The following is a 13881-nucleotide window of genomic DNA, read 5'->3' as shown; positions in this document are numbered from 1 at the left end:
GCTCGGGCATCCGTTCACGCGCCCTTCGTCGTGCCCCAGTTGCCGCCGTGCGCGGCTGCCTGCGCGGCGGGCGAGCGGGCCAGATACGCGAGCGCCTGCGCGGTCGAGCCTTCATGGTGCGGCGTATAGCCCGGCTTGAAATAGCGCAGCGCCGCGCCGATCACTTTCCAGAACGACGGCAGGTGGCCGCGTCGCGAACCCTTCCACCACGAGAGCACGAAACCCGGATAGCGGCCGGCGGCCGGGTCGCGTCGGTACATGAATCTTGCGCCGCTCGTGATGAAGTAGAGCAGCAGCACGATCACGAACGCCATGTGCACGCAGCGCTCCGGGTAGTTGCCGCCCACGTGGTTGTAGATGTCGAACGCGACGGTCCGGTGCTCGACTTCCTCCGCGCCGTGCCAGCGCAGCAGGTCGACCATCGTCGGGTCGGCGTGGCCTTCGTCGAGCCCGTGCGCATTGAGCACCCAGTTGCCGAGATAGCCGAAGAAATGTTCGAGCGACGCGATCACCGCGAGTTGTTGCCGCAGCCAGAAGCGCGTGTGGCCGATCTTCAGCCCGAACGGCGCTTCGCCGAGCACGCGCGTGAACAGCCAGTTCAGCTTCTGCGTGAACGGCTTCGTGTCGATCCCGTGCCGGTCGTAGTAATGCTTGAGCACGCCGCCGTGCGAGCGCGAATGCACGGCTTCCTGGCGCAGGAAGCCTTCGGCTTCGTCGCGCAGGCGTGCATCGGTGATGTGCGGCAGCGCCTTGTTGTACACGCGGCAGAACCACAGCTCGCCTTCCGGGAACAGCAGGTTCAGCGTGTTGATGATGTGCGTGCTGCACGGGTCGTTCGGCACCCACGTGATCGGCGTGTCGCTGAAGTCGAACTTCACGTGCCGGGCCTTGATCTGGTGATAGTCGGCGGTAGCGGTCATCAGTGTCTCCGTTCTTGTGCGGTGGCGTGCCGTCAATGCGATGCCATGCCGATGCGGGCGAGCATCCGGCCGAGCCACGGCATGAAGCGGCCGACGACGCGCAGCGCATGTGCCTCGGCGCCCACCGCCACGACCGGCCGGTTGCGCAGCACGCCGTCGACCATCGCCTGTGCGACGGTCTCGGGTTTCAGGCCGCGCATCTGGTACAGCTTCGTCGCGCGTTTGCGCAGCCGTGCCTCGTCCTGAGGGTTGGCGCCTGCGTATTGCGTCGACGCCATGATTCCGGTTTCCGCGAAGCCCGGGCACACGGCCGTCACGCCGATGCCTTTCTCCGCGAGTTCCGCGCGCATGCATTCGCTGAGCATCAGCACGGCGGCTTTCGTCGTCGCGTATGCGGGCAGGTCGCGCGACGGCCCGAACGCGGCGGCCGACGCGGTGTTGACGATGTGGCCGCCGGTGCCGCGCGCGGCCATCTGCTGGGCGAACAGTCGCGAGCCGTGGATCACGCCCCACAGGTTCACGTGCAGGATGCGCTCCCAGTGGTGGGCGGTCGTGTCCAGAATGCCGCCGGCCATGCCGATGCCCGCGTTGTTGATCACGACGTCCGCGCCGCCGAGTTCGCTGCCGACCCACGTTGCGAGTGCCTCCATCTCGTCGGCGGACCCGACGTCCACGCATTTCGCGTGTGCCTGCGCGCCGGTCAGCCCGAGCAGCAGCGCGGTGCGCTCGGCGCTCGCGAGCTCGATATCGCACGCGACGACGGTCGCGCCTTCGCGGGCGAACGCGAGCGCCGCGCAGCGGCCGATGCCGCTGCCCGCGCCGGTGACGACCACGACCTTGCCGCTGAAGCGGCCGCTGGTGGCGCGCCGGCGTGCGTTCGCGAGCGCGGGCGGCTCTTCGCCCGATTCGACCGCGTCGATCAGCTGCTCGGCGAGGCCCGCGAAGCGCGCGGGATCGGCGAGCGGCAGCCAGTGGCCGGCCGCGACTTCGCGGCGGTAGTACTGCGGCACCCAGCGCGACAGGTTCTCCGACAGCGCCGGGCTCACGTACTTGTCGCCGAGCGGCACGATCGTCTGCACGGGAGCATGCGCGTAGCGCTCGCGCGGTGCGAACAGGCAGCGGATGAAGTTCGCGCGATAGAGGCGTACGCCGCGCGCGCCGTCGTCGGCCTGCGTCGCGCGCGGGGCGGCCGGCGTCTTCTCGAGCCGGCGCAGCAGGCCCGGCCACGCGCGGCCGAGCCACAGCCGCCAGCTCAGCTCGGGGATGAACGGCAGGTGGAACAAGGTCACGTACCACGAGCGCACGAGCTGGCCGCCGAGCTTGGCCAACGATGCGGGCGTCGGCCGCAGCACGCGTTCGCGCAGCCAGAAGCCGACGTGGTCGAGGCACGGCCCCGAGCAAGACGTGTATGACGCAATGCGGCCGGCGAGCCGCGGATCCGTGACGAATTCCCAACCCTGGATCGAGCCCCAGTCGTGCGCGATCAGGTGCACCGCGCGGCCGGGGCAGAGCGTGTCGATCACCGCGATGAAGTCGTCGGTCAGCTTCGCGAGGTGGTAGTCGGCCGTGCGCTTCGGCACGCCGGACAGGCCCGCGCCGCGCACGTCGTAGGCGATCACGTAGTGCTTGCGTGCGAGCAGCGGTGCGACCTGCTGCCAGACGCTGCTGTCGTCGGGGTAGCCGTGCACGAGCACGACCGGGGAGCGGGCCGGGTCGCCCCAGGTCCTGACCGCGAGCGTCAGGTCGCCGGAGGCGACGGCCGTCTCGCTGTGAAGCAATTCGAACAGGGCCAGCGGTGCTTCGTCGGAAAGAGGCTGCATCGTGAGTCCGTCGTTCAGGGATTCGGGGATTCGGGAATTCGGGAGGAAGGCGCGACTCGGATGCGTCACGCAGCGGCCGGCACGGCCGCGACGGCCTGCGCGCGTTCGGCCTGGCGGCGCTGCCAGCGGCGCACGTGCGGCAGGTCGTCGTCGAGCCAATACGCGTCGTCGTCGGTGATCACCAGCAGTTCCTCGAATTTCGCGCCGACGCCGGCGAAGCCGAGATGCGGCTCGACGGCCCACAGGCCCGGCACGGGCGCGTGTTCGGAGCGGCGGTCGATCGACCACAGCGGCGACCAGCCCTGCTGCTTCGCCGCGCGGCCTTGGTCGAGCAGCAGGTTGCGCGTCGCGTTCAGCCCGAAGCGCGCGACGAAGCGCGGTTTCGACGGCTTGTGGATCTTCGCGACGCGATGCGCGAGCACCTTGAACGGATAGGCCTTGTGGCGCGGCTCGACGCCCTGGCGGCGGCACAGCGCGTCGACCGCCTGCGCGACTTCGGCCATCGGGCGGCGCGCCTTCACGAGCCGCACGATCATGTCGCGATGGTCCATCAGGTCGTCCTGCAGCTGTTCGAGGATCGGGTTGCGGCCGAGGCAGTGCGCGTAGCCGACGTCCGCGACGACCCCGTCGAGCACGGGCGCGACGTCGAGGATCACGGGCATGTCGGTCTCGAGCTGGCGGTGGCTCGGGAAGAACGCGAGGTTGAAGCCGCCCATGTGCTTGAGGCCGGAGAAGCCCTCGAACGCGGTGCGCTCGCCGAACCACGCGAACGGCTTGTGCAGCCAGTCGTGCACGCCGTGGTCCTGCAGCCATTCGGTCAGCAGGCGTGCGGCTTCCTTCTCGGTGATGCCCGGATAGAGCATCGCGCCGACGGTCTCGACGCAGCGGTAGGCAAGCTGCTGGACCGCGCGGAATTGCGGCAGCTCGTCGAGGTGGACTTCCGGCAGCGGATTGTGAGCGGTCATGATGCGTCTCCATGTGTCGGCCCGCGTTTGCGTCTCGGCGCGACGCGAGTCCTGTGCAAGGCTGGGGCGCTGATCCGGAACGCATCCGCCGGTGATCTTGGGCGAATTATTCAGTCAGCATTTAATGTGCCATTGATTGATGTAACGATCATAACCGGTTCGACGTCGTGTGCCAGCCCCCCGAGATGAGGGCTTTTCCTAATGAAGAGCCGAAATGGAGGAGAAGCTCTAGGTTTCCGGCGGTCGGGCCGGCCGGCCCGCCGCTGCGCACGCGTCTCGAGCGGGGGAGCCGGCCGGGAGCACCACGCGAGGTTCCCGCGCGGGCCCGGCATGTCGCGCCGGATCAACTCCCCGTCGTGTCGCGGCGCGACGCTGTCAAATTGCCGAAATAATTTCGTCACATCATCCGTCCCCGTTCGAAGCCTTTGCGGCTTCGCGGGGCCGGTGTGCCGCGCGTCGCGCGGGGCAGCGACCGAAGCCGATTCGGCATTTCAACGGAGAGAGAGACCATGCAACGCCGCCGGTTCATGAACACCCTTGCCGCGGCGACCGCTGCGACGCCGCTCATGCTCAAGGCCGGCATCGCCGGCGCGAAGAGCGTAATCGCGCCGGACCCGCTGGACCCGGGCCGCTGGTCGCCGTTCAACGCCGCGCGCCTGCAGGCGGTGCTCGACCAGCATGGCGTCGCGAGCGCGCGCTACGATGGAAAGCGCCGCCCGTATGCGGTGTTCGACTGGGACAACACGTGCATCATGAACGACTGCGAAGAGGCGTTGCTGATGTACCAGATCAACCATCTGCAGTACAAGCTGACGCCGGACGAGTTCGTCGGCGTGATGTGGAAGGACGTGCCGAAGGGCGCGTTCATGAAGGACTACACGACCGTCGACGGCAAGCCGGTGACGATGGAGGACCTCGCCGCCGACGTCGAGTCCGACTACCGCTGGCTCCATGCGAACTACAAGGGCTTCGGCGGCGACAAGAGCCTCGACGAGGTTCGCGAGACCGACCAGTTCAAGGATTTTCGCGCGAAGCTGTACTTCATGTACGACGCGATCTGCGACACGCATCCGCTCGAAGTCGGCTACAAGTGGATCATCTACTTCTACAAGAACATGACGACCGCCGAGCTGCAGGCGATGGCGGAAGCGTCGAACAACTACGGTATCGGCGACGCGCTGCGCAAGGTTCGCTACGAAAGCCCGAAGGCGCTGCCGGGCAAGGCCGGCGTGGTGGCCGATACCCATTTCCACGGCATCCGCATTCACGAGGAAATCCGCGCGGTGATGCATACGCTGCGTGCGAACGGCATCGACGTGTACGTGAGCACCGCGTCGCTCGACGACGTCGTGCGCGTGTTCGCCGGCAATCCGAACTATGGCTACGGCGTGGCGCCCGAGAACGTGATCGGCCTGCGTCTCGACATGCAGGACGGCAGGTACACGAGCACCTATCCGGCCGGCTGGCATTTCAACTGGGGGCCCGGCAAGACGGTGGGCATCCGCAACGTCCTCGCGTCGAAGAAGGGTTACGGCCCGCTGCTGGTGTTCGGCGACAGCGACGGCGACGCGTGGATGCTGCGCGATTTCAAGGACACCGCGGCCGGCGTGATCGTCAACCGGATGAAGAAGGGCGAGATCGGCGCGGACAGCACGCTCGCGGCCGAACAGATCGGCAACCCGGACGCGCGCTTCCTGCTGCAGGGCCGCGACGAGCACACGGGCCTGATGATCCCGGACGAGAAGTCGATCAAGTACGGCAAGACCGAGCGCAAGCTGCTGGCCTGACGCGAGCCGGGCGCCGGGCCGCCGCGGCCCGGCGTCCATCCGCATCGGCCGCGGCCTCGTGCGAGCCGGCACAGGCGTATCTCAAGGCTCCCGCTTCACCCCCAACCGCTCCAGCAACGTCCCCAGCAGATCGATCGGCAGCGGAAACACGATCGTCGAATTCTTGTCGGCCGCGATCGTCGTCAGCGTCTGCAGGTAGCGCAGCTGCATCGCCTGCGGCTGCAGCGCGAGCCGCTGCGCGGCCTGCAGCAGCTTCTCCGACGCCTGCAGTTCGCCTTCCGCATGAATCACCTTCGCGCGCCGCTCGCGCTCGGCCTCGGCCTGCCGCGCGATCGCGCGCACCATCGTCTCGTTCAGGTCGACGTGCTTGATCTCGACCGTCGATACCTTGATCCCCCACGCATCGGTCTGCGCGTCGAGCGTCTTCTGGATGTCGGCGTTCAGTTGCTCGCGCTCGGCGAGCAGTGCGTCGAGCTCGTGCTTGCCGAGCACCGAACGCAGCGTCGTCTGCGAGAGCTGGCTGGTCGCGTCGAAGAAGTGCGCGACCTGGATCACCGCCTTCTCCGGATCGACGACGCGGAAATACACGACCGCATTGACCTTCACCGACACGTTGTCGCGCGTGATCACATCCTGCGGCGGCACGTCGAACACGACCGTGCGCAGGTCGATCCGCACGACCTGCTGGACGATCGGGATGATCAGCACGAGCCCCGGCCCCTTTACTTTCCAGAACCGGCCGAGCATGAACACGACGCCACGCTCGTACTCGCGGAAGATGCGGATCGACGACGCGACGAGCACCACGACGAAGACGATCAGGACGCTGCTGAAGCCGAACGTGTAACCGATCATGAAGGTTCTCCTTGGGGTTGTGCCTGCCCGGGCATGTCATAGAGCGGCGTGACGGTCAGCGTCAGCCCCTGGCGGCCGGTCACGCGCACGCGGCTGCCGGCGGCGAGCGGCACGCTGCTCGCCACCCGCCAGCGCTCGCCGTGCACGCGCGCCCAGCCGGCGGCCGACGGCGCGAGGCCGCCGGCGCTATTGGGCTGATCCGGCTGCAGGCCGTCGTCGAGCACTTCGCCGATGCTGCCGACCATTGCCTCGGCGCCCGTCACGACCGGGCGCCGCCGCGCGCGCAGCGCGACGCTCGATACGACGGCGACGAACAGCCCGCCGCCGAGCGCCAGGCTCGCGATCACGGGCCACGGAATCCCGTAGCCGGGCACGTCGGTGTCGATCAGCATCAGCGCGCCGATCGTGAACGACACGATCCCGCCGAAACCGAGCACGCCGAAAGTCGGCAGGAACGCCTCCGCGACGAGGCAGCCGAGACCGAGCAGCACGAGCCCCAGGCCCGCATAGCTGACCGGCAGCAATTGCATCGCGAACAGCCCGACCAGCAGGCAGATGGTGCCGGCGACGCCCGGCAGCACGAAGCCGGGATTCGCGAATTCGAAGAACAGCCCGTAGATGCCGATCGTGAGCAGGATCAGCGCGACGTTCGGATCCGCGATGATCGACAGGAAGCGGCTGCGCCAGTCGGGCGCGAGCACGACCAGCGGCGCATGCGCGGTCGCGAGGTGCAGCGTGCCGGCGCTCGTCGTCACGGTGCGGCCGTCGAGCTGGCGCGCGAGGTCGGCCGGATCCTGCGCGATCAGGTCGACGACATGCTGCGCGCGCGCCTCGTTCGCCGACAGGCTCACGGCTTCGCGCACCGCGCGCTCGGCCCAGGCGGCATTGCGTCCGCGCAGCTGCGCGAGGCCGCGGATGTAGGCGGCGGCGTCCTGGGTCGCCTTGCGGATCTCGGTCGACTGCGTGTCGTTCGGCAGCTCGGCGGGCGTGGAGGCGGCGCCGGAGGCCCCGCCAGCGCCCGCTGTACCGGCCGGCGACGGCCGGGGCGCGCCCGGCGTACCGGGTGTACCCGGCGCGCCGCCGCCGATGCCGAACTGCACCGGCGAGGCCGCGCCGAGATTGGTGCCGGGCGCCATTGCGGCGATGTGGCTCGCGTAGACGATATAGGTGCCCGCGCTTGCGGCCCGTGCGCCGCCGGGCGCGACGAACGCGGCCACCGGCACCGGCGAGCCGAGGATCGCCTTGATGATCTGCCGCATCGACGTGTCGAGCCCGCCGGGCGTGTCGAGCTGCAGGATCGCGAGCGGCGCGTGGTCGTGCGCCGCGCGCTCGAGCGAGCGGACGATGAAGTCGGCGCTGGCCGGCCCGATCGCGCCGTTGACCGGAATCACGATGACCGGTGGCGCGGCGGCGGGTGCGGCGGGTGAGCTGGCGGGGGGCGGGGCGGCAACCGCGGCGCATACGACGAGCAGCGCCGCGAACAGCGCGGCGCGCGCGACCCGCGCGACCAGCGGGTGACGGGGGTGGCCGTCGGGCGATGCAGGTGACGGCGGCCCATGACGATGAATGCGCATCGGGGCGTCCGGGCGGCGCGCGGCCGCACGCCGTCCGGCTCGCGGAAAAGGGCATTGGCCCGATGCTTGAAGATTAGGCGGTTTCGGGGCAAAGCGCGAAGGCGGGGCCGCCGGCCGCGCGCTCAGCCGGCGCCGTTGCCCCGCGCGAGCGCTTCTTCCCGGTACTCGGCGGGGCTGCGCCCGCTCCATTTGCGAAACGCGCGGTAGAACGCGCTCGGTTCCGCGAAACCGGTGGCGGCCGCGACGTCGGCGATGGTCCGCGACGGATCGGCCAGCGCCTCGAACGCGAGGTCGCGCCGCAGCGTGTCCTTGATCGACTGGTACGCATGGCCTTCCTGGTGCAGCTTGCGGCGCAGCGTCGCCTCGGCCACGTGCAGCCGCGCGGCCATCCCGCCCGCGCCGGGCCACGCGGCGGGCGGCATCCCGCGCAGCACCGTGCGCACGCGCTGCGCGAGCGCGTTCGGGTTGCGGTACTTGACGATGAAGCTGGCCGGCGCGTTGCGCAGGAACGTCTTCAGCGACTTCGCGTTCTGCACGACCGGCAGCGTCGCGAATTCGGGATCGAAATCGACATACGAATCGGGCTGGTTGAACCGCATGTCGTCGCACAGCATCGACGGGTATTCGTGGTCGGCCGGCGGCGTGTCGCAGCGGAAGCTCGCGTGCAGCACCGGGATGCGCCGTCCGATCAGCCAGCAGGTGAGCCCGTACACGATGATGAAATAGGTCGCGTACGTGAACATCGCGGGCGCCGCGGCGCTGTTGCGGTGCACGAAGCGCAGCCGCACGCGCTGCGGATTGGCGTCGAGCTCCGCGTGCAGGTCGTCGAGCACGCAGTGCAGGAAATTCACCGCGCGCGCCATCGCGTGCAGTCCATCTTGCGCGGACAGCGCGGCCTGGCTCATCGCGATGAAGCTGCCGCTGCGCATCGGGTGGCGGTCCTGCCCGAAAAATTCGTCGTCGAGCGCGCGCGCGATCGCGTTCCACAACGCGCCGTATTGCTGCGCGGACACCCGCGCGCGCGGCTGAGCGAGCAGCGCGGGGGCGATGCCGGCCTGCGCGAGCAGCGGCTCGGCCGCGACGCCGCGCCGGGTGGCGAGCGCGACGCTGTAAGCGACGAGGCTGATCGCGATGGTGCCCTTGTCTTCCTGCTTCATCGAAGCCGCCGGTATGGCAAAAACGCTCAGTGTAAATGAGCGGCGCGAGCATCGAACAGTCGCGCGTGCTTGCCTACACTTGTTGCATCGAAACGGAAGGTCGGTCGCCGCACGCGGCCGCGGGAGACAGCAGCGCCATGGACGAGCTTTACACCGAAGACCAGCGGATGATCCGCGACGCCGCGCGCGCTTTTGCCACGGAGGTGCTGGCCCCGAACGCCGCGCAGTGGGACCACGACGCGCACCTGCCCGACGCCGTCGTCGCGCAGCTCGGCGAACTCGGCCTGCTCGGGATGATCGTGCCGCAGGAACTGGGCGGCGCGTATACGGATTACGTCGCCTACGCGCTGGCGATGGAGGAGATCGCCGCCGGCGACGCCGCGTGCGCGACGATGATGAGCGTGCACAACTCGGTCGGCTGCGGGCCGATCCTCGGCTTCGGCACGCCCGCGCAGAAGGATCGCTGGCTGGCCGAGATGGCGGCGGGCCGCATCATCGGCGCGTTCTGCCTGACCGAGCCGCAGGCCGGCTCCGAGGCGCACAACCTGCGCACGCGGGCGGAACTGCGCGACGGCAAGTGGGTGCTGAACGGCGCGAAGCAGTTCGTGACCAACGGCCAGCGCGCGGGCGTCGCGATCGTTTTTGCCATGACCGACCCGGAGGCCGGCAAGCGCGGCATTTCCGCGTTCCTGGTGCCGACCGACACGCCGGGCTTCATCGTCGGCAAACCCGAGAAGAAGATGGGCATCCGCGCGTCCGATACGTGCCCGATCACGTTCGAGAACTGCGCGATTCCGGAAGAAAACCTGCTCGGCAATCGCGGCGAAGGGCTGAAGATCGCGCTGTCGAACCTCGAAGGCGGCCGGATCGGCATCGCCGCGCAGGCGCTCGGCATCGCGCGGGCCGCGTTCGACAAGGCGCGCCGCTATGCGGGCGAGCGCGTGCAGTTCGGCAAGCCGATCGCCGAGCACCAGGCGATCCAGCAGAAGCTCGCCGACATGGCCACCCAGATCAACGCGGCGCGCCTGCTCGTGCATCACGCGGCGAAGCTGCGTACCGCCGGGCTGCCGTGCCTGTCGGAGGCGTCGCAGGCGAAGCTGTTCGCGTCCGAGATGGCCGAGCGCGTGTGTTCCGACGCGATCCAGATCCACGGCGGCTACGGCTACCTCGCCGATTACGAAGTCGAGCGTCATTATCGCGACGCGCGCATCACGCAGATCTACGAAGGCACCAGCGAAGTGCAGCGGATGGTGATCGCGCGACAGCTGTGAGTCGCGGCGCTCGCTCCATCGAACACCACGCGAACCGACAAGCAGGTAAACAGGCAGGGCACGAGGGCAGCGCGGCAAACGCGGCACGCAACGACGTGACCGTGCGCGGCGCAACAGGGAACCGAGCTGGCGCTGCAGCGCCTGCGCCGGTCGACCGCTGGGCATGGAGACTGGAGACAACACGATGACAGTACAGGCATTCCTGGACGCACGCGACTTTCTGCTGCGCCATCGCACCGACTACGAAACCGCCTACCGCGATTTCGAATGGCCGGTGCTCGATGCGTTCAACTGGGCGCTCGACTACTTCGACCCGATGGCGCGCGGCAACGACCAGCCCGCGCTGTGGATCGTCGACGCGGCAACCGGGACGGGCGACCCGTATTCGTTCGCGCAGATGTCCGAGCGCTCGTCGCGGATCGCGAACTGGCTGCGCGGCATCGGCGTCGTGCGCGGCGACCGGATCCTGCTGATGCTGCCGAACCGGGTCGAGCTGTGGGACGCGATGCTCGCCGCGATGAAGCTCGGCGCGATCGTGCTGCCGGCGACCACGCAGCTGTCGGCCGACGACGTCCGCGACCGCGTGCAGATCGGCGGCGCGACCTACGCGATCGTCGACGAGAACGAAACCGCGAAGTTCGAACAGGCCGATCTCGGCCTCCGGCGGAAGATCGTCGCCGGCGCGCCGCGCGACGGCTGGCTTGCGATGAACGACGGCTACGCGGCGAGCGACGTGTTCACCCCCGACGCCGTCACGCAGTCGAACGAAACGATGCTGCTGTACTTCACGTCGGGCACGACGTCGAAGCCGAAGCTCGTCGAGCATACGCACCGCACCTATCCGGTCGGGCACCTGTCGACGATGTACTGGGTCGGCCTGCAGCCCGGCGACATCCACTGGAACATCAGCTCGCCGGGTTGGGCGAAGCACGCGTGGAGCTGCTTCTTCGCGCCGTGGAATGCGCAGGCGTGCGTGTTCGCGTTCAACTACGCGCGCTTCGAGCCGAAGGTCGTGCTCGATGCGCTCGTCAAATATCGTGTGACCACGCTGTGTGCGCCGCCGACCGTGTGGCGGATGCTCGTGCAGCAGCCGCTCGCGTCGTTCGACGTGAAGCTGCGCGAGATCGTCGGCGCGGGCGAGCCGCTCAATCCCGAGATCATCGAGCGCGTGAAGAAGGCGTGGGGCATCACGATTCGCGACGGCTACGGCCAGACCGAGACGACCTGCCTGATCGGCAACACGCCGGGCCAGCCGGTCGTCGCCGGCTCGATGGGGCGGCCGCTGCCGGGCTACCGGATCGCGCTGCTCGACCCGGACGGCGCGCCCGTCAGCGAAGGCGAGGTCGCGCTGCCGATCGGCGCCGGCGCGTCGCGCCCGGTCGGGCTGATGAACGGCTACGCGAACAATCCCGACGCGACGGCCCATGCGATGCGCGACGGCCATTACCGCACGTCGGACATCGCAATGCGCGGCGACGACGGCTACTACGTGTACATCGGCCGCGCGGACGACGTGTTCAAGTCGTCCGACTACCGGCTGAGCCCGTTCGAGCTGGAAAGCGTGCTGATCGAGCATCCGGCGATCGCGGAAGCGGCCGTCGTGCCGAGCCCGGACCCGGTGCGGCTGTCGGTGCCGAAGACCTTCATCACGCTGCGCCAGGGCTACGAGGAAAGCCCGGCGCTCGCGCTGGAGATCTTCCGCTTCTCGCGCGAGAAGCTCGCGCCGTACAAGCGCATCCGCCGCCTGCAGTTCGCCGAGTTGCCGAAGACCATCTCGGGGAAGATCCGCCGCGTCGAGCTGCGCCGCCGCGAGATCGAGCGCGGCGACGATGCGACGACGCGCATGCCGGGCGAATACTGGGAAGAAGATTTCGCCGCCGAACTGAAATGACTGGCCGCGGGCCGCGCGCGCCGCATCCCGCGGCGGCCGCCCGCAGCCTGATTGAACCGGCCGCGCGGCATCAGCGCCGCGCGGTCCACCGCAAGGAGATTGCATCGATGAACGCGAATCCGACGCCCCGCACGGGGCAAGACGTGCCGACGGTCAAGCTGCTGATCGACGGCGCTTTCGTCGAGTCCACCACGAGCGAGTGGCGCGACATCGTCAACCCGGCGACCCAGCAGGTACTTGCGCGCGTGCCGTTCGCGACCGTCGCGGAAGTCGACGCGGCCGTGCAGGCCGCGCACGCGGCGTACGCGACGTGGAAGAACACGCCGCTCGCCGCGCGCATGCGCATCATGCTGAAGTTCCAGGATCTCGTGCGTGCGAACCTGCCGCGCATCGCGAAGACGCTGACGGCCGAGCAGGGCAAGACGCTGCCCGACGCCGAAGGCGACATCTTCCGCGGCCTCGAAGTGGTCGAGCACGCATGCTCGATCGGCACGCTGCAGCTCGGCGAGTTCGCCGAAAACGTCGCGGGTGGCGTCGATACCTACACGCTGCGCCAGCCGCTGGGCGTATGCGCGGGCATCACGCCGTTCAACTTCCCCGCGATGATCCCGCTGTGGATGTTCCCGATGGCGATCGTGTGCGGCAACACGTTCGTGCTGAAACCGTCCGAGCAGGACCCGATGTCGACGATGGAGCTCGTCGAGCTTGCGCTCGAGGCCGGCGTGCCGAAGGGCGTGCTGAACGTCGTGCACGGCGGCAAGGAAGTCGTCGACGCGATCTGCACGCATCCGCTCGTGAAGGCGATCTCGTTCGTCGGCTCGACGGCCGTCGGCACGCACGTATACAACCTCGGCAGCCAGCACGGCAAGCGCGTGCAGGCGATGATGGGCGCGAAGAACCACGCGATCCTGCTGCCCGACGCGAACCGCGAGCAGGCGATCAACGCGCTGGTCGGCGCGGGCTTCGGCGCGGCGGGCCAGCGCTGCATGGCGACCTCCGTCGCGGTGCTGGTCGGCGGCGCGCGCGACTGGCTGCCGGATATCGTCGCGAAGGCGCAGACGCTGAAGGTCAACGCGGGCTCGCAAGCGGGCACGGACGTCGGGCCGGTCGTGTCGCGCGGTGCGAAGGCGCGCATCCTGTCGTTGATCGACGCCGGCATCAAGGAAGGCGCGAAGCTCGAGCTCGACGGCCGCGACGTGAAGGTCGCCGGCTTCGAGGAAGGCAACTTCATCGGGCCGACGATCTTTTCGGGCGTGACGCCCGAGATGACGGTCTACACCCATGAAATCTTCGGGCCGGTGCTGGTCGTGATGGAAGTCGACACGCTCGACGAAGCGATCGCGCTCGTCAACGCGAACCCGATGGGCAACGGCGTGGGCATCTTCACGCAGAGCGGTGCGGCCGCGCGCAAGTTCCAGAGCGAGATCGACGTCGGCCAGGTCGGCATCAACATCCCGATTCCGGTGCCGGTGCCGTTCTTCAGCTTCACCGGCTCGCGCGGTTCGAAGCTCGGCGATCTCGGCCCGTACGGCAAGCAGGTCGTGCAGTTCTACACGCAGACGAAGACGGTCACCGCGCGCTGGTTCGACGACGACACGACGGCCGGCCCGGTGAACACGACGATCCGGCTGCACTGAGCCG

10 protein-coding genes are annotated in these 13881 nt (G+C 68.8%); 4 read left to right on the top strand and 6 right to left on the bottom strand.

The features are described from left to right. Positions 1-14: 14 nt before the first annotated feature. The 3 genes from LMA02_RS26995 to LMA02_RS26985 form a co-directional block, all read right to left on the bottom strand. A complete protein-coding gene (locus LMA02_RS26995) occupies positions 15-920 on the bottom strand; it encodes a metal-dependent hydrolase (protein WP_228908229.1) in 906 nt (301 codons plus the stop codon). 32 nt (positions 921-952) lie between these two features. Beyond that, on the bottom strand, positions 953-2740 hold the full coding sequence (locus tag LMA02_RS26990) for an SDR family oxidoreductase (protein WP_228908228.1): 1788 nt from the start codon (positions 2738-2740) through the stop codon (positions 953-955). Positions 2741-2805: 65 nt separating this feature from the next. Next, complete coding sequence (locus LMA02_RS26985) at positions 2806-3705, bottom strand: M24 family metallopeptidase (protein WP_166721770.1); 900 nt, start codon at positions 3703-3705, stop codon at positions 2806-2808. A 509-nt stretch (positions 3706-4214) separates the two neighbouring features. Between LMA02_RS26985 and LMA02_RS26980 the strand changes: the two genes are divergently transcribed. Beyond that, on the top strand, positions 4215-5492 hold the full coding sequence (locus tag LMA02_RS26980) for a haloacid dehalogenase-like hydrolase (protein WP_228908227.1): 1278 nt from the start codon (positions 4215-4217) through the stop codon (positions 5490-5492). Between the two features lie 81 nt (positions 5493-5573). Here LMA02_RS26980 and LMA02_RS26975 read toward each other — a convergent pair whose 3' ends face one another. The 3 genes from LMA02_RS26975 to LMA02_RS26965 form a co-directional block, all read right to left on the bottom strand. Next, positions 5574-6347, bottom strand: a complete 774-nt coding sequence (locus tag LMA02_RS26975; RefSeq protein WP_105831756.1) for a slipin family protein — start codon at positions 6345-6347, stop codon at positions 5574-5576. Then, positions 6344-7921, bottom strand: coding sequence for an NfeD family protein (locus LMA02_RS26970; protein WP_228908226.1), 1578 nt, complete (start codon positions 7919-7921; stop codon positions 6344-6346). Before LMA02_RS26970 ends, LMA02_RS26975 begins: the two co-directional genes overlap by 4 nt. Before the next feature lie 122 nt (positions 7922-8043). Then, the gene (locus LMA02_RS26965) at positions 8044-9078 is read right to left on the bottom strand and encodes an AraC family transcriptional regulator (RefSeq protein ID WP_228908225.1); all 1035 of its coding nucleotides are present in this window, start codon (positions 9076-9078) and stop codon (positions 8044-8046) included. A gap of 137 nt (positions 9079-9215) precedes the next feature. Between LMA02_RS26965 and LMA02_RS26960 the strand changes: the two genes are divergently transcribed. From LMA02_RS26960 to LMA02_RS26950, 3 genes are all read left to right on the top strand, one after another. Further along, positions 9216-10349, top strand: coding sequence for an acyl-CoA dehydrogenase family protein (locus LMA02_RS26960; RefSeq protein ID WP_059527243.1), 1134 nt, complete (start codon positions 9216-9218; stop codon positions 10347-10349). Positions 10350-10533: 184 nt separating this feature from the next. Next, a complete protein-coding gene (locus LMA02_RS26955; protein WP_228908224.1) occupies positions 10534-12240 on the top strand; it encodes an AMP-binding protein in 1707 nt (568 codons plus the stop codon). 107 nt (positions 12241-12347) lie between these two features. Then, positions 12348-13877 carry a CoA-acylating methylmalonate-semialdehyde dehydrogenase gene (locus tag LMA02_RS26950; RefSeq protein ID WP_228908223.1) on the top strand — a complete coding sequence of 510 codons (1530 nt, stop codon included), beginning with the start codon at positions 12348-12350 and terminating at the stop codon, positions 13875-13877. Positions 13878-13881: the final 4 nt, after the last annotated feature.

This window comes from Burkholderia sp. B21-005, assembly GCF_020843965.1.
Classification (GTDB): domain Bacteria; phylum Pseudomonadota; class Gammaproteobacteria; order Burkholderiales; family Burkholderiaceae; genus Burkholderia; species Burkholderia ambifaria.
The sequence above is the reverse complement of the archived record's forward strand: the minus strand, read 5'-3'. Positions and strand labels throughout refer to the sequence as shown.